The 19,012-nt window shown below is 41.3% G+C and carries 14 protein-coding genes; 9 read left to right on the top strand and 5 right to left on the bottom strand.

Annotation, left to right across the window (positions count from 1 at the left end; all coding sequences use genetic code 11):
* The first annotated feature begins 181 nt into the window (after positions 1 to 181).
* Positions 182 to 1,717 carry a serine hydrolase gene (locus tag M0R21_06975; protein ID MCK9617565.1) on the top strand — a complete coding sequence of 512 codons (1,536 nt, stop codon included), beginning with the start codon at positions 182 to 184 and terminating at the stop codon, positions 1,715 to 1,717.
* Between the two features lie 352 nt (positions 1,718 to 2,069).
* Here M0R21_06975 and mfd read toward each other — a convergent pair whose 3' ends face one another.
* Entirely contained in the window at positions 2,070 to 5,465 is a 3,396-nt protein-coding gene (gene mfd / locus M0R21_06970; protein MCK9617564.1) for a transcription-repair coupling factor, read from the bottom strand.
* A gap of 324 nt (positions 5,466 to 5,789) precedes the next feature.
* On the opposite strand from mfd, the gene M0R21_06965 reads away from it, so the two are divergent.
* The 4 genes from M0R21_06965 (at position 5,790) to M0R21_06950 (ending at position 9,304) form a co-directional block, all read left to right on the top strand.
* On the top strand, positions 5,790 to 7,172 hold the full coding sequence (locus M0R21_06965; protein ID MCK9617563.1) for a tryptophanase: 1,383 nt from the start codon (positions 5,790 to 5,792) through the stop codon (positions 7,170 to 7,172).
* A 109-nt stretch (positions 7,173 to 7,281) separates the two neighbouring features.
* Positions 7,282 to 7,743, top strand: a complete 462-nt coding sequence (locus M0R21_06960; GenBank protein MCK9617562.1) for a GAF domain-containing protein — start codon at positions 7,282 to 7,284, stop codon at positions 7,741 to 7,743.
* A gap of 37 nt (positions 7,744 to 7,780) precedes the next feature.
* Positions 7,781 to 8,842, top strand: a complete 1,062-nt coding sequence (locus M0R21_06955) for an endonuclease (GenBank protein MCK9617561.1) — start codon at positions 7,781 to 7,783, stop codon at positions 8,840 to 8,842.
* 6 nt (positions 8,843 to 8,848) lie between these two features.
* Positions 8,849 to 9,304 carry a 6-carboxytetrahydropterin synthase gene (locus M0R21_06950; GenBank protein MCK9617560.1) on the top strand — a complete coding sequence of 152 codons (456 nt, stop codon included), beginning with the start codon at positions 8,849 to 8,851 and terminating at the stop codon, positions 9,302 to 9,304.
* 2 nt (positions 9,305 to 9,306) lie between these two features.
* On the opposite strand, the gene M0R21_06945 is transcribed toward M0R21_06950, so the two are convergent.
* The gene (locus M0R21_06945) at positions 9,307 to 10,038 is read right to left on the bottom strand and encodes a CDP-alcohol phosphatidyltransferase family protein (GenBank protein ID MCK9617559.1); all 732 of its coding nucleotides are present in this window, start codon (positions 10,036 to 10,038) and stop codon (positions 9,307 to 9,309) included.
* Positions 10,039 to 10,138: 100 nt separating this feature from the next.
* On the opposite strand from M0R21_06945, the gene M0R21_06940 reads away from it, so the two are divergent.
* Positions 10,139 to 12,892, top strand: a complete 2,754-nt coding sequence (locus M0R21_06940; GenBank protein MCK9617558.1) for a T9SS type A sorting domain-containing protein — start codon at positions 10,139 to 10,141, stop codon at positions 12,890 to 12,892.
* A gap of 278 nt (positions 12,893 to 13,170) precedes the next feature.
* On the opposite strand, the gene M0R21_06935 is transcribed toward M0R21_06940, so the two are convergent.
* The 3 genes from M0R21_06935 to M0R21_06925 all read right to left on the bottom strand — a co-directional run bounded on the left by M0R21_06935 (position 13,171) and on the right by M0R21_06925 (position 14,983).
* Complete coding sequence (locus M0R21_06935; protein MCK9617557.1) at positions 13,171 to 13,539, bottom strand: hypothetical protein; 369 nt, start codon at positions 13,537 to 13,539, stop codon at positions 13,171 to 13,173.
* Between the two features lie 21 nt (positions 13,540 to 13,560).
* A complete protein-coding gene (locus M0R21_06930; protein MCK9617556.1) occupies positions 13,561 to 14,229 on the bottom strand; it encodes a hypothetical protein in 669 nt (222 codons plus the stop codon).
* A 292-nt stretch (positions 14,230 to 14,521) separates the two neighbouring features.
* Positions 14,522 to 14,983, bottom strand: a complete 462-nt coding sequence (locus tag M0R21_06925) for a pyridoxamine 5'-phosphate oxidase family protein (GenBank protein MCK9617555.1) — start codon at positions 14,981 to 14,983, stop codon at positions 14,522 to 14,524.
* A gap of 335 nt (positions 14,984 to 15,318) precedes the next feature.
* Between M0R21_06925 and M0R21_06920 the strand changes: the two genes are divergently transcribed.
* The 3 genes from M0R21_06920 to M0R21_06910 all read left to right on the top strand — a co-directional run.
* Entirely contained in the window at positions 15,319 to 15,813 is a 495-nt protein-coding gene (locus tag M0R21_06920) for a histidine phosphatase family protein (GenBank protein ID MCK9617554.1), read from the top strand.
* A 79-nt stretch (positions 15,814 to 15,892) separates the two neighbouring features.
* The gene (ppk1, locus tag M0R21_06915) at positions 15,893 to 17,977 is read left to right on the top strand and encodes a polyphosphate kinase 1 (protein ID MCK9617553.1); all 2,085 of its coding nucleotides are present in this window, start codon (positions 15,893 to 15,895) and stop codon (positions 17,975 to 17,977) included.
* A 42-nt stretch (positions 17,978 to 18,019) separates the two neighbouring features.
* On the top strand, positions 18,020 to 19,012 hold a 993-nt coding region (locus tag M0R21_06910; protein MCK9617552.1), incomplete at its 3' end, for a molybdopterin molybdotransferase MoeA.

Genomic DNA, 19,012 nt, shown 5'->3' with positions numbered 1-19,012 from the left:
TACATAATTAGTGAAAAGATTTTCATTAAGGTACAAGCCTGTAGGCAGAACAATAAATTTAATATTCAAAAACTGTTAACACTATTTACATTCTTTGCCTACCAAAGCCAGCATTTTTATAGTGATTTTTATCTTTACCTCCACGATTAGTAATATATTTGCTTATTAAATTCTGATTTAAATGAAATATTTTATCCACAAATTTTTTATTTTAGTTTTTCTGCTTTTGGCAGTCAACATTTTTTCTCAAAATGTTAAACCTCCGGCATTCATCAGCGATAGCCTAGATAAATACATCAACAGGGCTTTACACAACTGGGAAATTCCAGGAGTGGCGGTTGCCATTGTAAAAGACGGCAAAGTGGTGTTGGAAAAAGGATATGGCTACTGCCAGTTGGGAAAGGATACAAAGGTTGACGAAAATACATTGTTCATGATAGGTTCAAATACCAAAGCCTTCACGGCAACGGCACTTGCCATGCTCGACGCAGAAGGAAAATGTAAGCTAAAAGACCCTGTAATTAAATGGTTGCCCAATCTTTTGCTTAACGACCCATGGGTAACCCAACACATTAGCCTTACCGACATCCTCTGCCACCGGCTTGGGACTGAGACTTTCCAGGGTGATTTTACTTTCTGGAATTCCGATTTATCGCCCGCCGACATTATTAGTAAATATGGCAAACTAACACCGCCTTACGAATTTCGTACGAAATGGGGATACTGCAACACGGGTTTTACCATGGCTGGGCTTTGCATTGAAAAAATAAGTGGAAAAACATGGGAAGAAACAATGAAAGAACGCTTTTTCGTTCCGCTGGAGATGAGCCGTACGCTTGCCTTGGCTAAAGAACTTCCGGCAGCCACCAACAAAGCCGCCGCGTACACCTGGCAGGATGGAAAGATAATTCAAATTCCTTATGGACATTTCGACGGACTGGCACCCGCTGCAAGCATCAGCTCATCGGCTCACGACTTGAGTCACTGGCTAATAGCCCAAACCGATAGCGGCAATTACAACCATGCAAAGGTGATACCATTCAATGTAATCCGCAAAACCCGCCAGCCTCAGTCTATCATCGGAAGAAGCGGGCATCCCTTTAACCATAAACATTTTTCACTTTATGCACTTGGATGGCAACTTGAGGACTACGAAGGTCGCGAAATTGTTTCGCATACCGGAGGAGTTGATGGGTTTGTGTCTTCCGTAACTCTTCTCCCAGAGGAAAAGCTCGGAATAGTAATACTCACAAACACCGATCATAATGCTCTTTACGAAGCCTTGAAATGGGAAATTATTGATGCTTATTTAGGTTTACCTTACCGGAATTACAGCGATTTGTATTGTGAATGGGTAAAGAGCAATCTTGCCGAACAACAGCAGGAAATCGCCGACTGGCGCGATAGCGCCGCTGCCCAATTGCCAAGCCCGCTTCCTTTGAAGGCTTTTGAAGGGAAATACTCAAACCCCGTTTATGGTAAAATTGTTGTTGACGCTAATAAAAACGAACTAACACTGAAATTTGAGCATCATCCAAAGCTGAGCGCCACCTTGCAACATATTGGTAAAAACCGTTTCCTTTGCACTTACAGCGACCCGATGTACGGAATAAAAATTTTTCCCTTTACTATTAAAAATGATAAAGTAATATCGTTTTCGCTATCAGTAGCCGACTTTTTAGAGTTTACATCTTATGAATTTGTGAAAGAGTTGTGAGCGTGGAGATTGAATTTCACACAGAGACCTAAGGCAAAAGTTGCCGGGGAAAATTGATTAAAATTAAATAGCAATTGCCTGATATGCGCTGGAGGTTAAGAAAAAAGAAGTAGTTCTCGACCTGAGTCCGGCATAAGGTTGCAAACCATTTTTATAATATTTCAGCATGTTACGTTTCGTCGTAGGCGATAAATGTTAATAGAATGTTGATTTTTTATAAAATATTGTTTATAGGGCAATCATCCTTTTAAAACAATTAATCTCCTGATGGAGAACTAACAGGAATCATCAATTCTTTTTTATGGATATTAAAACCCTGACGGATTAATATCAGGTAGATGTAAAACATGTTTTATCCCAAACTCAGGTTCGTAATGTTTTGCACCTCTGCCAACGGCATCAGTGTCCGGAGGGCATCTCCTATGTTTTGTATTTTAAGAAATGACAGGGTGAGCTTATTTCCGGTTTCTTTCATGCGGCAACCTGCAGGATTTTGTTTTACAAACTGCAATACTTTGCCGAAAACAGCCGACTGGTAATAGGGTGATTCCTGGTTCGATACAAAATATGCTGAAAGCATGGCATTTTTCATCACTATTTTTTCAAAACCAAGAGACCTTGCCATCCAGCGCAGGCGCAGGGTGTTCATCAGTTCGAGTACTGGTTTGGGAACAGGTCCGAAACGATCGATCAACCGTTCCTGAAATGCCATGAGATCTTCCTCTTTATTTATGTTATCCAGTTCCTTATACAGGCTGAGACGTTCGGTGATGTTGCTGATATAATCATCCGGGATATGAATTTCGAGGTCGGTTTCTATCTGGCATTCGCGGACAAATTCCTTTGGTGTTTCCTGGTGGAAAATGTCTTTGAATTCGGTCTCTTTCAATTCCAAAATGGCTTCGTCCAATATTCTATGGTACATTTCGAACCCGATGTCGCTGATAAATCCGCTTTGTTCGGCGCCCAGTAGGTTACCGGCACCGCGGATAGCGAGGTCGCGCATGGCAATATTGAAACCGCTACCAATTTTAGAAAATTCTTCGATAGCTTTTAATCGTTTACGGGCTTCGTCAGTAAGTACCGAAAGGGGAGGAGCAAGCAGATAACAGAAAGCTTTCTTGTTGGTACGGCCTACCCTGCCGCGCAACTGATGCAAATCGCTGAGACCATAATGATGTGCATCATTAATGATGATGGTATTGACATTTGGGATGTCTAATCCCGATTCAATGATGGTGGTTGAAACCAACACATCATATTCACCTTCGATAAAGTCGAGCATGATTTTTTCCAGCTTATTGCCTTCCATTTGCCCGTGTCCGATGGCGATGCGGCAATCGGGAACCACCCGCTGAATCATTCCGGTAATATCCATAAGATTTTGGATGCGGTTGTTAACAAAAAACACCTGCCCGCCACGCGAAAGTTCGTAACTTATGGCATCGCGGATAGTTTCTTCGTTAAAAGTGTGAACTTCTGTTTGTACCGGATAGCGGTTTGGCGGCGGAGTGTTGATGATGGAAAGGTCGCGGGCACCCATCAGTGAAAATTGCAAAGTACGCGGGATGGGGGTAGCTGTAAGGGTAAGGGTATCTACATTTACTTTCATGGCTTTCAGTTTTTCCTTTACTGCTACACCAAATTTTTGTTCTTCATCAATGACGAGCAAACCCAGGTCTTTAAATTTTACGTCTTTGCTTATCAGCCGGTGTGTCCCGACAAGAATATCCACTTTTCCTTTTTCGAGATTACTCAGGGTTTCGTGTTGCTGCCTGGTGGTTTTAAAACGATTGAGATAATCCACCGTACAGGGCAAATCTTTCAGCCGTTCGCTGAAGGTTTTGTAATGTTGCAAGGCAAGGATGGTGGTTGGAACCAGTACCGCTACCTGTTTGCTGTCGTTTACAGCTTTAAAAGCAGAGCGTATGGCAATTTCCGTTTTCCCGAAGCCAACGTCGCCACACACGAGGCGGTCCATCGGGTTGGGCTGTTCCATGTCTTTTTTTACATCGAGGATGGTCTTTAGCTGGTCGGGGGTATCTTCGTAAATAAAAGAGGCTTCCAGTTCGTGCTGAAGATACGTATCCGGCGAAAAGAGGAAACCTTCTGCGGACTTACGTTTGGCGTATAATTGTATCAACTCTTTGGCAATATCTTTTACTCGCTGCTTGGTTTTTGTTTTCAGTTTGTTCCATGCGTTAGAACCCAGTTTATTCAAAGAAGGAGCCAAGCCGTCTTTTCCTACGTATTTAGAAATCCGGTGCAGAGAATGAATACTAACGTACAGCATATCATTATCCTTATACACCAGCCGGATGGCTTCCTGTATTTTTCCGTTGTTGATAATTTTCTCCAATCCGGTAAATCTTCCTATACCATGGTCAATGTGCGTAACGAAATCGCCGGGTTGTAGGTTGTAAATTTCCTTGAGGGTAAGCGCCTGTTTGCCGCTGAAGTTGTCTTTCAACTGAAAACGGTGGTAACGTTCAAACAGTTGGTGATCGGTGTAGCAGGCAATGCCAGTAGTTTTGTCAATAAACCCTTCGTGCAGGGCAATGCTGAGGGTGGAAAAATGCACTTCACCAACAATATTTTTGCTTGCACAAAGGTCGTCAATGATGGTTTGCAAACGCTCCAGTTGTTTAGGATTGTCGGAAACGATAATATTTTGCATACCCGACTTTGAATTTTTGAGCAGTTGGTTGATGAACATTTCAAAATTTTTATTGAAGGAAGGTTGCGGAATCATCTGGAAACTGGCGGAAGAAGCTGCATCAAGGGTAAAATGTTTACCGAATTCTACCACCGGATGGTTCAGCACATCGCGTGTAAACTCTTTTCCGGTGGTAAAAAGTTCTTCCGGTGGAAGATGTTTTATTTCTCCTGAAAATTCCCCGAAAATTTTCTCCGCTTTTTCGTACTCCTGTTGTATTTTTTCCGTTGCAAACCGGAAGTCGTTCATCCATAGGAAGACATTCTCCGGCATGTATTTAAAAAAGGAAATCCTTTTCTCCTGTAGAAGTCTGTTTTGCATATTGGGAACTATAGTGATGTGATCCAGCCGGTCAATAGAAAGCTGGGTTTCCGGTTGGAAAGAGCGGATGGATTCCACCTCGTCACCAAAAAATTCGATACGGTAGGGATAATCATTGGTGTAGGAAAACACATCCACAATACCCCCGCGTATGGAAAACTCACCGGGTTCTGCCACAAAGTCCACCCTTTCGAAATCCAGTTCGGTAAACAAATCGGCAACAAAGTCGAACGATAGTTTTTCCCCAACTTTCATCTTCAGCGAGTTTTTTTGAAGATAGCCCTGTGTAATCACTTTTTCGCAAAGAGCTTCCGGATACGTTACTACCATGTTTGCTCTTTCGGAGGAAGCAAGTCGTTTCAGTACCTCGGTACGCAGCAACACATTGGTATTGTCGATTTTTTCTATTTCGTAAGGACGTTTGTAAGAAGTTGGGTAAAACAGCACATTTTTTTTATGAAATACCTCTTCCCGTTCACCGTTCAGGGTTTCCAAATCATTGAAAAAATAAGCAGCCGTTTCCTTGTCGGGCAATACCAACACGTGCAATCCCCCGGTGGCATTACGGAACACAGTAGCGACAATTGCAGCCGAGGAGCCAGTAAGTCCCTCGATATGTAAGCGTTTATTTTTCTCTTTACGGATGTCCCGTATACATTTTTGCAGATTTTCCTGCTGCTGGTAATTAGATAAAAATTCTTCTGTTTTCAAATTGTATAAATAACTTCAGCCCGTAAATTGTTTTACGGGCGAGTAAAAATCGCTGCAAAAGTAATATTGTTGCCTGTTTTATTAAAGTTTTTACAGTATTTTAATTATTTGTAAAATATTTTCATAAAAAAATGCGGATTAAAATATTTTTTTACTTTTGGAGCCGATTTTACATGTGTAATGCACCTATATTTTCTTCTTTCCACAAGGTATCTTTATCTCAACATTAAAGAGCGTGACGATTTTAGTTATTATGCCTGAGTAGTTTTACTCTTTGTTTTTTATTAATTCAACTTAATTAAAAAATATTTATTTACTATCACTATGGAATTACCTTTTTCAGAATCATATAAAATTAAAATGGTGGAACCCATCCGCCGCAGTACACGTGCCGAACGTGAAGAATGGATTAAAAACGCACGTTACAATTTGTTTAACCTTAGAAGCGATCAGGTATTCATTGATTTGCTGACCGATTCCGGTACCGGCGCCATGAGCGATCGCCAGTGGTCGGAAATGATGCTTGGCGACGAAAGCTATGCCGGCGCATCTTCTTATTACAAAATGAAATCTGCAATCAAAGACATTTTCGGTTTCGACAATTTTTTACCAACCCATCAGGGACGGGCTGCCGAAAATGTACTTTTTACTACCATGTTAAAAAATGGCGACATTGTTCCCGGAAACTCCCATTTCGATACTACCAAGGGGCATATTGAATATCGCCATGCCAAAGCGATTGACTGTACCATTGACGAAGCTTTCGACACCGTTCACCCGCATCCCTTCAAAGGAAATGTTAACATCGAAAAGCTTGAAAAAGTGTTGAAAGAAAATCCGGTGGAAAAAATTCCCCTGATTGTTATCACAATCACTTGCAATTCTTCGGGAGGACAGCCCGTTTCCATGCAAAATCTCAGAGATATTCATAACATTGCTTCAAAATATGGTGTTCCAGTATTTTATGATTCTGCACGTTTTGCCGAAAATGCTTATTTCATCAAAGTTAGAGAAAAAGGATATGAAAATAAGAGCATTCGCGAAATTGTAGCCGAAATGTACAGCTATGCCGACGGAATGACCATGAGCAGCAAAAAAGATGCGATTGTAAACATGGGCGGATTTATTGCTATGCGTAATCAGGATCTTTGGAGAAGAGCCAGCACTTTCAATATTATGTTCGAAGGTTTTGTTACTTACGGCGGTATGTCGGGAAGAGACATGAATGCACTTGCCTGCGGACTTTATGAAAATACCGGATTCAGTTACCTCGAAACAAGAATAAAACAAGTAGAACACTTAGGAAACAGACTGATAGAATTTGGAATTCCTATACAATACCCCATAGGTGGACATGCTGTTTTTGTAGATGCAAAGCGTTTTTTACCTAACCTCCCTAAAGAACAGTTTGTAGCACAAACTCTTGCTATTGAACTATATCTGGAAGCTGGTATCCGTGGTGTGGAAATTGGCGCCCTGATGACCGACCGTGATCCGGAAACCCACGAAAGCCGTTACCCTGCTCTTGAATTACTTCGTTTGGCTATTCCAAGAAGGGTTTATACCAACAACCACATAGATGTTGTAGCCGTTGCTCTAAAAAATGTATTTGATCGCCGTGATCAAATTATCAAAGGGTTAAGGATTACTGCCGAACCTGCACCTCTCATGCGCCATTTTACTGTTGAGTTGGAAAGAGTAAAATAAGTGCATAAGAAGTATTTGAATAAAATTTTAGCTCAATTAAACATCCTGTACTGCACCTGCTTTACAGGATGTTTTTTTATTACCGTATCTTTGCATCAAATAAATTTTTATGGAAACAGCTAAGAAAATAGGTCGTTACGAAAGAATTTATCAACAACTTACTGAACTTGTTCCCAAAAGCAACGATCCCGTTTCGCGGATGGCAACTATTGCTGCGGTATTATACCATAAAATGGATACTTTTTTCTGGTGCGGATTTTACCTTTTAAAAAATGAGCGCCTGTTGGTGGGTCCATACCAGGGACCGGTTGCCTGCCAGGAATTGAAAACAGATACCGGCGTTTGCTGGGCTGGTATCAACCAGAAAAAAACAATCGTAGTTCAGGATGTTCATGATTTTCCGGGACATATAGCCTGCGACAGCCGATCAAAATCGGAAGTGGTTGTTCCTTTGAAGGATAAAAATGGTGCAATCATAGGTGTTCTGGATGTGGACGGCAAAGATTTCAATTGCTTTGATGCTGTAGATGCCGAATGGCTAAAAAAAATTGTGCCTCTGATTTTCATGTAATTATTATAACTATTTTTGCTTTCCTAAATTTCTTTCGATGAAGAAATGTATTCTTTTATTTTCCCTGTTGATTTCCCTGTATTTTGTTTCGGGACAAATCCCTGCAGGATATTATAACTCAGTCCAGGGATTGACCGGAACGGCTCTCAAAGCTGCTCTTCACAATATCATTAATGACCATAATGCACAAACATACAGCTCACTAATCAGCTATTTTGAGCAAACGGACAAAAAATCCAACAATACGGTTTGGGATATTTATTCCGACGTCCCCGGAGGCACTTCCCCTTACATTTATTATTATAACAATAACGATGAATGTGGCAGCTACAACCAGGAAGGCGATTGCTACAACCGCGAACACAGCTTTCCGCAAAGCTGGTTTGATGAGGCCATGCCCATGAAATCTGATTTATTTCATATTTATCCAACAGATGGTTTTGTTAACGGAAAGAGAAGTAATTATCCTTTCGGGGAAGTGAATTATCCCGACTGGGTTTCCGAAAACGGGAGCAGACTTGGAAATTGTTCTACCAGCGGTTATACCGGAATTGTTTTTGAACCTATAGATGTTTACAAAGGCGATATTGCCCGTACCTATTTTTACATGGCTATCCGTTATTATACCGAAGATGGCAGTTGGCCAGGAAGCCAAATGGTAGATGGCTGCGAGCCAAAAGCGTGGGCACTTGCCTTGCTGAAAGCGTGGGCTGTTCAGGATCCGGTAAGCCCGAAAGAAATTAATCGTAACAACGCTATTTACCTTATTCAGAATAACCGTAATCCTTTTATTGACCATCCTGAGTTTGTTGATGCAATCTGGGGTTCTACAAGTGAAGTATCCGAAATACCGTCCCTTGCAGTAGATATTTATCCCAACCCGGTTTATGATATTTGTAATGTAACCATTTCCAATGCAGAATCTGTAAAATATTTTGCCACAGTTTATAATCTGGAAGGAAAACAGATTATTAGCCCGGTAACAAGCCGGGAAGGGAAATTTACATTAAATACTTCCGGCCTTTCCTGTGGGGTTTATATCCTTAATCTTACATCCGAAATGCAAAAGGTAAATTACTACTATAAAATTGTAAAATAGGTTATTATGTCTGTCATCCGGCTGACAAAAGAATTCAAATTTGAAATGGCGCATGCCCTTGCCGGTTACGACGGAGCCTGCCGCCACATTCACGGCCATTCTTACGAACTTTGGGTTACTGTTTCCGGAAAGCCCTGTGAAGATCAAAATTCACCAAAATTGGGCATGGTAATGGATTTTGGCGAACTGAAGAAAATTGTTCGTGAAAACATCATTGATAGATACGATCATGCGTTAGTGCTAAATAAAAAAGCACAAAGCTCTTCTTTTGGCGAAATAGACGAACTATTTGATAAGCTTATTTTTGCTGATTACCAGCCTACCAGCGAAAACCTGCTGATTGACTTTGCTGCTGTTTTGCAAGAGAAACTTCCTGCCACCATAAAGCTTCACAGTCTGAAATTACGGGAAACCGTAACTTCCTATGCTGAATGGTATGCAGAGGATAATTGCAGAAGGTAAATTTATGATTTTGGGAATATTATTGATAAAATAATATAAACCAACAAAATAACCGGAATAGCAAGGAATTGTAAAACAATAATCAGCAAAAGGGATACCAGCAGGAATGCCCATCGGATTTCATTGTTTTTCCACCCAAAGCCTTTAAATTTTAAAGAAAAAAGTCGGAGCGGAGCTACCAGTAAAAAGGAAAAAATCACTGTAAGTACCAGCAATACATACGTATTGCTGAAAAAAGCATAAAAAATTTCCGGAGTATAGCGTTCCATCATCGGCAACGAAAGAATCATCAGCGCACAAGCCGGCGTAGGCAACCCGATAAAAGCTTCTTCCTGGCGGGTGTCAACATTGAATTTTGCAAGTCTCAAACCCGAAAACACCGGAATAGCAAAAGCTACAAAAGGCAGAATATTCAATTGATGAATAAAAGGTGCAATATTTTCAAAGGGAATAAAAAACTGTAATTCCTGACTTTGATCAATCAGACCAAAGAGAATGAAACCCGGGGCAACACCGAAAGAAACTATATCAGCAAGCGAGTCCAGCTCCTTTCCGATAGCACTTTTTACATGCAGCAAACGTGCAACCATACCATCAAAGAAATCGAAGATAGCTGCCAAAACAATAAAAAGTGCCGAAATTTGAGGATTAATAAAAGCAAAAAATACAGCAATACAACCACATAAAAGATTCATCGCTGTAATGGCGTTAGGAATATGTTTTCGTAATGTCATTAGGATTTATAAAAATGTAAATTTACACTTTTGTTGAAATGCAAAGGAACATTCCCAAAAAAACTTACTTTTATAGTCGTATTTTCTAAAAAACAAAACCATGTCGAAAAAGTTATTCGTTGCCTTGTTTGTTCTCAGTGTTTTTATCGCTGCTTTAATTTTTCACCTTTCAGATATTTATAAAGATATTGAAAGAATTCGTTATGAAAACTTTCTGAAACATCAGTATTCTTTGGCTCCTGAAAGAGAAAAAGAAAATGGAAAAGAAAAAGAAGGTGGAAAAGCGGTAGATCAACCGGATGTTGCGGCTTTTCAGGAATACCTGATGACAATGGACCCGGCTTTGGGAAGAGTTCCTGCCGAAAGGTTACAGCAGGCATTTTCCTTCACCAGGCAAATGCAGTTGAGAAAAAGCGAGAACAATCCTGTTCAGTGGCAGGAAGTTCCTTCCAACATGGGCGGACGTACCCGCGCCATCATGTGGGATCCCAACGATGCTTCCGGAAACAAAGCCTGGGCTGGCGGAGTTACCGGCGGACTTTGGTACAACGATGATGCTGCCAGCAATACCTCTTCCTGGGTTCCGGTCAACGATTTCTGGGCAAATCTTGCTGTAAGTAGTATCACTTACGATCCTACGAATACACAAGTTTTTTATGTGGGGACCGGAGAAGCACAAACGGCATTGATAACCTACCGGGAATCATCGGGCAGAGGAAGCGGAATTTATAAATCGGCTGACGGCGGACAAAGCTGGGAACTTTTACCTTCCACCAGTAACTTTGCCTATGTTACAGATATTAAAGTAAGAAATGAAAACGGAAACGGCGTGATTTATGCCGGGGTGATGTCGGGGAAATACATGGGCATCAATCATCAAAGCATACCTTCCGATGGCGTTTACCGTTCTTCCGATGGCGGAACCGCATGGGAACAGGTATTGCCAAACATTGCAGGAGAAACTGTTCCTTATGCACCTTCCGACATCGAACTGGGTGCCGATGGACGGATTTATGTAGGAACCGGCAGAAACCTCGACGGCAATGGCGGCGCAACCATCTTGTATTCTGATCTTGGAACAGCCGGCAACTGGACTGTTTTTGATGATTATAAAACGATTATTGAATCCGATCCCAGTCGTAACATCCCCGGAAGGGTAGTTTTGGCTACAGCTCCATCCGATGCCAATGTGGTGTATGCACTCATTGCCGATGGTTTTGTTAATTCTGAAAATGGTTTTGATTATTTTTACTGTGATTATCTGCTGAAGTCTTCCGATAGGGGACTAAACTGGACGGAAAAAAATGTTCCGGATGATGCCCAGGGACAAAACAGTTTTGCCTATATTGCCTGGCATGCCCTTGACATGGTCGTAGATCCAAATAATGCAAACAACATTTTTGCCGGAGGGCTTGATTTGCATAAATCAACCAATTCCGGAAGTTCCTGGACCCGCATTTCCGACTGGGCTGCTATGTACAGTGGCGGTGGTACTGACTACGTACACGCCGACCAGCATATCATTACATTCAAACCAGGTTCGTCGTCCGAAGCACTTTTTGGCTCCGATGGAGGTATTTTCTTTACCGCTTCCGCAAACAACACTTACCCTGTTTTTGAACAAAGAAACAACAACTACAATACACTGCAATTTTATTCCGGTGCCCTCCACCCTACCGCAGGTACCGCAAATTACCTCGGAGGGTTGCAGGATAACGGAACTGTGTATTTTACCGGTAGCCCTCTTACCATCAACGACATGATAGACGGTGGCGACGGAGCTTATTGCTTTTATGATAAAGATAACCCTTCCGTTTTTATTTCATCGGTTTACTATAATGCCTATACTTTTTGGCAAAACGGAAATTATGCCGGAGGTTCTAACACCGGCGATGGTATCTTTGTAAATCCTGCTTCCTTGGATAGCCGGGATAATAAGCTTTACGCAAACGCAGTGATGTTCAATGGTAGCTATGCGGGTAAAATTTTACGCATCACAGGAATTCCCAACAATCCGCAAACTGGGTATATCACGATAGCTTCTGGTTCATCGGTTATCTTTAGCAATGTTACCGTTTCGCCTTATGCTCCGACAGGTAAATCCACTCTGTTTGCCGGAACGCAATCCGGGAAATTGTATAAAGTGGAAAATGCGCAGGCAAGTCCGCTGGTAACCGAGATTGGTAGTCCGGATTTCCCCACGGCAAACATTTCCTGTGTGGCAATAGGTGGTTCGGAAGACACCTTACTGGTAACCTTTTCTAACTATGGCGTTTCTTCCGTTTGGCAAACTACCAATGGAGGAACCAACTGGACGGAAAAAGAAACCAACCTGCCGGATATGCCCATCCGCTGGGCTATCTACCATCCGCAAAACAGCAAACAGGTGATGCTTGCTACTGAAACCGGCATCTGGACAACCGAGAACATCAATGCAACCACTTCTTTATGGGAACCCAACAACGACGGGCTTGCAAACGTGCGGGTTGACATGCTGCAAATCCGCGAAAGCGACAATACGGTGCTTGCCTCCACCCATGGCAGAGGGTTAAGCGTGGGAACCTGGACGTACAATCCGGGAGTTGGGATAAAAGAACTCACCAACTCGCAATGTGTTTTTTCCCCAAATCCGGCGCACAATCAGCTTAGCGTTTCTTTTGATGTGAATAAAGTTGACGACGTAAACATTGCTTTTTATACCCTTGGCGGGAAAACCGTTTGGGAACAAAAATTCAGAAACTGCACAGACAGATTTTCGCACAACATAGATGTTTCCACCCTTGCAAAAGGAGTGTACCTGGTAAACATCCAAAAAGGAAAAGAAAGCCTGAGCCGGAAAGTGATGGTGAAATAAGACAAAATTTGAAAATAATTTGAATGGTTAAACGGTTGGTACCTTAGCTGAAGTAATTATCTGTTGATGAATAAAAAATTATCAATCCAAAGTTAGAAAAATACCCCTCATAGCATTGCAACGGTCTTATACTTTCATGAATAAAGGCAGACAAATGTACTCTCCATAATCTTCTGTTTTCCAACCCGAGGCTATAAACTGAAAATAGAAAAAGAAAAAGGGCAACCGAAGCTACCCTATTTTCCATCAAGTTATGAGAAAACTGATTATTTACATGTTCAGGAGGTAAACAGTACAAGCAGACCGTTACAATCTTTTATAGCAAATTCCGTAATCCTGTTGTCTTGTAAGCCATTGGTATTTACAATTTTCACTTGTTGTTTATATTTTTCAAAAAGAGACGCTATTGTCTGTGGATTTTTAAAACGCAGATTTACAGGTTTTGTTGTAAAGGAGGAGGAAAATTTTTTCTTAATCTTTGTCTCCAAACAGATTTCGTTTTCTTCATACCGGAGGATAATCCCATTGGGGTTACTGCTTTTATCCGGTGGACTTACTTCGGTAAACCCCAGGTATTCCCTGTAATAGTTAGCCGTTAACCGTACATTATCCACTTCAATCTTTTGAACTGCATTTTCGAATGTCATGGTATGATGTAGAATTACAAATTAAAATTTTCCGAAACGTAAAGAGGCATTGGTAGAAAATCCGTTAAGAAAATCGTCGTCAGATTTAATTAAATCGTTACCGGAAGTAACGCGGTAGCTTGCTCCTACCGAAAAACGCATAAATTTAAGTACATTCATCTGTACTTCCACGCCGGGTTCCACAACAAAGAAAGCATCATCGTCAATTACATCGTCGTTATCATTGTTCCAGTTCCATTCCCAATCGTCATCGAAACGGTCTTCATTGATATAACAGGCACTACCGCCACCTATTATTATTGGGAAAGCAATATGAATCGGCTGCTTAGGCATTAAAATGGGTTCTATAAGCAGACCACCGTAACCACCACGGAGATAACCGTTGACGTTTTCTTTGAGGTCTTTATAATAAAGATTGTCGTTAGGATCGGCAAAAATATTCCCGGCGAGACCTAATGCCAGGTTATGATTGAGAAGGTAAGCTCCTTTGATGCCAAAAACCAGGGCGTCTTTGCCGTCCACCTGGGTATAACCACCGTTAAGCCCGATGTAATATCCGTTAAGGAGTTCGTTGGTGTTAAAAATGGTTTTTACTTCATCGTTTCTGTTGAAGTGTCGTTGTTCTTTTTCCTGCGAAAAAGCCGTCAGTGCTATAACAAAACACAGAACGGTTACAATTAATTTTTTCATGGGGATCATTTTTAAGGTTTTGATTGGTGATGCAAAAGTATGCGGGTGTATTATACTGTAAAATTTTTTTTAGCTGAATGACGCAAACCGAACTTTGTATGGTGATTTTTACACAACAATCTGTAATGGGTTTGTATGTCAGCAAAATTTGCAGGCATATAAACACAAAAACCATTCCGGTTTATAAACAAATTTCGCCATAGGCGATGAATGTTAACAGAATGTTGGTTTTTTATAAAAGATTGTCAGTAAAACATTAATTATTGATCTTCTGACAAGCAGTTTTCCGTGTTTATTTTATATCTTCGGAAGCTACCTGAAAGTTAGAATAGGTTTTCAGTTTATGAGGTACAAACCGAAGAACGGAATAATCTTCATCTCCCTGGGGGTAATATATTTCCCAGCCGTCATGCCACACTTTCTTCCGGAATTCTTTGTCTGTTACATGTTCCACGGTTCCCTGCAATAAAACCCCGTGAAAGGATTCGGGCTGGTAAAAATAAAGACATGCTTTTTCGTTATGGGCTATCTCTTGTATCTTACCGGAGCTGGTGTTCGTTGTCATATAAACAACCAAGGGATTACTTTCTTCCCTGTACAGTGGGATAAGTTGGGGATATTGTTGTTTGTTTCTGAGGTTTAACATAGCCCGTGTGGACGGAAAGCCGTCGGGGGCAATGGTTGTTAATTCTGCAAAGGAAGCCTGTTCGATGACTTCCTGGCATTCCAATTGTTTTGCTGTTAAATTTGTCATGATTATTTTGTTATATTATTTCCGTCTTTTTCATGTTTTGAACCCTGCCGATGTTCAATTTTCGCCATCTGCTGCAAACTTTATTAAAAGTTTAAAAACACAAATATTATTAAAAAATATTTGGTTTGGTCTTAGAATTTGCAAAAATAAACAGAAAATCACAAAGCCTACTTCATTGAAAAAATAATATATCATACTATGAATCATTAATATTTTTCTTCATAAATAATTGCTTTATGCTTTTGTGCAGGAAAACGGATAAGCATTTTTTTAAAAATGAAGGGATAATAATCAACAATATTGTTTCGTTACATTTATGAAGAATTTTGGTAGAAATGAAAACGCTTTACATGGTACGCCATGCCAAATCATCATGGAATAGCGTGGCAATGAATGATTACGACCGTCCCTTGCTGGAGAAAGGGAAAAAACGGACAAAATTAGTTATTGACCAGCTTATTAAACAACAGACAACGATTGACCTGATCATTGCAAGTCCGGCAGTACGCGCCCTCGAAACTGCAAAAATTCTTGCACATGCTTTTCATTATCCTTTGAGCGAAATAAGAACAGAAAAAAGCATCTATGCTTCCGACGCCGACGATTTTTTTGATATCTTTTTCGATATACCCGCAAGGATACAAAGTGTGATGCTCGTAGGCCATAACCCGACGATTACAAACTTTGCCAACATCTTTCTCGAAAAACCCATTGATTACCTGCCTACTTCGGGCGTAGTATGCATAGAATTTGCTTCCGACGATTGGGACAACCTTGCATGGGCTGCTTTTAAATGCAAATTTGTACTGTTCCCTAAAATGCTTGAATGATAAACGCCCGGCGTATAACTATTTTTATACCTTTGCTTTCGGGAAATATTGAATGAGAATCGCAAAGACAAAAGCAGCTGTGAAACAGAACGGAAATATAAAACATAAAAATTGTGCAATTTCGCGCGAAATCACCTGGATGCACTTTAACGACCGTGTGCTTCAGGAAGCAGCAGACCCCACCACACCTCTTATTGAACGCATAAAATTCCTTGGCATTTACTCAAACAACCTCGACGAATTTTTCCGCGTAAGAGTTGCCACGCTTACCCGTATGGCAAACATGAACAAAAAAGAAGCGGAAGGACTGCCGTTTGATCCCATTGAAATGCTGCAGGAAATTTCGTATATTGATACCGAACAGCAGAAAAAATTTGCCAAAATCTGGCACGAAATACTCAAGGAGCTCGAGAAAAACTCTATTTTTATTCTCAACGAACGCACCATCCATCGTGAACACAGCGCATTTGTAAAAAATTACTTTCGCGAGTCAGTTCGTCCTTTTCTATTTCCTATAATGCTCGACAACCTCACTGCTGCCACATCATTAAAAGATAAATCTATTTATTTTGCCATTCTGTTGCATAGCGACCGCACCAATATCAAAGACCGTTTTGCGCTGATGGAAATCCCCAGCCCGCTTGTCCCCCGCTTTTTAATCCTTCCGGAAATGCACGGCAAAAAATACATCATCCTCCTCGACGATGTTATCCGGTATTGCCTTTCCGAAATTTTTTCACCCTTTGGTTACGATACTTTTAAAGCCTATACGGTAAAGCTTACCCGCGACGCCGAACTCGACATTGACACCGATGTATCAAAAAGTTTCCTCGAAACTATGCAGGAAAGTCTCAAACAACGTAAACTTGGCTCGCCTGTAAGGTTGATTTTTGATAAATACATTCCTGAAGTCCTGCTGAAAACCCTGTTGAAAAAACTCGGGTTCACCCGCAACGACACACTAATAAAAGGGGGAAGATATCATAATTTCAAGGATTTTATGTCGTTCCCCAACATGGGAAACAAAGACCTGGAATATGAAAAACTGTTGCCTCTGCCCCACATTCACCTTGCAGCCAATAAAAGTATCTTCAGCGCCATCAGACAAAAAGATGTAATGATACATTTTCCATACCAGTCGTTTCAGTACATCCTCGATCTGCTTCGCGAAGCTTCTATCGACCCCAAAGTGCGGTCAATTCGTATGACCATCTACCGGGTTGCCACCAATTCCAACGTAATTAATGCCCTGATCAATGCAGCCCGTAATGGCAAATCGGTAACAGTTTTCCTCGAATTGCAAGCTCGTTTCGACGAAGAAGCGAACATTTACTGGACGCAGAAACTAAGGGAAGAAGGCGTAAAAATAATTCACAGCATCCCCGGTTACAAGGTGCACTGCAAGCTGATGCTGATTCGGCGAAGGGAAAATAATCAGGACGTTTTGTATGCCAATGTCGGTACAGGCAATTTTAACGAACAAACCGCCAGAATTTATACTGACCACAGCTTGCTAACTGCCAACCAGGACATAGCTGGCGAAGTGCTGAAAGTGTTCGAATTGTTTGAAGCCAACTACAAACAGCAAAAATTCAAAACCCTTATCGTTTCCCCTTTCAGCATGCGCAGATTTTTTATCCGTATGCTCAATGAAGAGATAAAAAATGCCCGCAATGGCAAACAGGCATACACTATTATCAAACTCAATAATCTGGTGGATGAAAAAACCATCAACAAATTGTACCAGGCAAGCAATGAAGGAGTGAAAATCAAACTTATCATCAGGGGAAGCTGCACTTTACAGCCTGGGATAACAGGACTCAGCGAAAATATCGAAGCTATTAGCATCGTTGACCGTTTTCTTGAACATACACGTGTGCTTGTGTTTGCAAACGGTGGCGACGAAAAAATATTTATTTCTTCTGCCGACTGGATGATCCGCAATTTCGACAACCGCATTGAAGTGGCTACCCCGATTCTTGACCCCGAAATACGGCAGGAATTACGTACCATGCTCGATATTTACCTGAACGATAATTGTAAGGCGAGATACATTAAATTCGAAAAACCAAACCAGTACCGGAAAAACGGCAGTCAGCAACGCCATCGCAGCCAGATTGAAATTTACGATTTCCTGAAAAACAAAATTGACAGGAATCAATAGACATATCTCCAACTTAATTAGTTTTGCAGGAAAATCTTTCTGATGATATTTTTTGAAGAAGCCATTGACATTGTGATGCAATCTGCGTTTCCACTTCCGGCTGAAAGAATAAATTTTCTGGATTCGGCAGGGAGGATACTTGCTGAAGATATTTTGTCGGATACCGATATGCCCCCTTTCGACAAATCGGCAGTTGACGGTTACGCCTGCCGCTTGCAGGATATTACCAATGAGCTTAGAGTAAAAGAATTTATCGCTGCCGGAACTTTCCCTAAAGAAAAAATTACTGAAAACTACTGCTCAAAAATTATGACCGGAGCCCCCGTTCCCGAAGGTGCTGATGGTGTGCTGATGGTAGAAGACACACAGAAAACCGGGGAAAAGACCATACGGTTTACGGGCGTTAAAACAGCACACAACATTTGTTACCGCGCCGAAGATGTAAAAAAAGAAGATGTGGTGCTACCCAAAGGAATACTAATCCAACCGCAGCATATCGCCGTGATGGCGGCAGTAGGTTGTGTAAACCCTTTGGTGGCAGTGCAACCGAAAATTGCGGTAATTTCTACCGGGAACGAGTTAGTGGAACCATTCCAGGCTCCCGCAATGTCTCAAATCCGCAATTCCAATGCTTATCAGTTGATCGCACAAGCCCACAAAGCTGGCTTTGTAGCTACTTACCAGGGCATAGCCTCCGATGATGAGGAAACTACTCTGCATTTGATACAACAGTCTGCTGAAAACAACGATGTAATCATTCTTACCGGTGGCATTTCGATGGGAGATCTTGATTTTGTTCCGCAGGTATTGGAAAAGGCAGGTTTTACCATTTTGTTCCGGAGCATAGCAGTTCAGCCCGGCAAACCTTCACTTTTTGCAACACGGGATACAACACGTTGTTTTGCACTTCCCGGAAATCCGGTTTCTTCTTTTTTTCAATTTGAATTGTTAGTAAAACCTCTGCTTTATAACATGATGGGCTGTACTCAGCAACCACCCGCGTTGTATTTGCCTATGGCAAAAATATATAGTAGA

This window comes from Lentimicrobiaceae bacterium, from assembly GCA_023227965.1.
GTDB lineage: Bacteria > Bacteroidota > Bacteroidia > Bacteroidales > JALOCA01 > JALOCA01.
The sequence above is the reverse complement of the archived record's forward strand: the minus strand, read 5'-3'. Positions and strand labels throughout refer to the sequence as shown.

Bases quoted from the DNA above. Each gene is read 5' to 3' on its own strand.
- M0R21_06975 (MCK9617565.1), top strand. From the start codon at position 182: ATGAAATATTTTATCCACAAATTTTTTATTTTAGTTTTTCTGCTTTTG.
- M0R21_06965 (MCK9617563.1), top strand. From the start codon at position 5,790: ATGGAATTACCTTTTTCAGAATCATATAAAATTAAAATGGTGGAACCC.
- M0R21_06960 (MCK9617562.1), top strand. From the start codon at position 7,282: ATGGAAACAGCTAAGAAAATAGGTCGTTACGAAAGAATTTATCAACAA.
- M0R21_06955 (MCK9617561.1), top strand. From the start codon at position 7,781: ATGAAGAAATGTATTCTTTTATTTTCCCTGTTGATTTCCCTGTATTTT.
- M0R21_06950 (MCK9617560.1), top strand. From the start codon at position 8,849: ATGTCTGTCATCCGGCTGACAAAAGAATTCAAATTTGAAATGGCGCAT.
- M0R21_06945 (MCK9617559.1), bottom strand. From the start codon at position 10,038: ATGACATTACGAAAACATATTCCTAACGCCATTACAGCGATGAATCTT.
- M0R21_06940 (MCK9617558.1), top strand. From the start codon at position 10,139: ATGTCGAAAAAGTTATTCGTTGCCTTGTTTGTTCTCAGTGTTTTTATC.
- M0R21_06935 (MCK9617557.1), bottom strand. From the start codon at position 13,539: ATGACATTCGAAAATGCAGTTCAAAAGATTGAAGTGGATAATGTACGG.
- M0R21_06930 (MCK9617556.1), bottom strand. From the start codon at position 14,229: ATGAAAAAATTAATTGTAACCGTTCTGTGTTTTGTTATAGCACTGACG.
- M0R21_06925 (MCK9617555.1), bottom strand. From the start codon at position 14,983: ATGACAAATTTAACAGCAAAACAATTGGAATGCCAGGAAGTCATCGAA.
- M0R21_06920 (MCK9617554.1), top strand. From the start codon at position 15,319: ATGAAAACGCTTTACATGGTACGCCATGCCAAATCATCATGGAATAGC.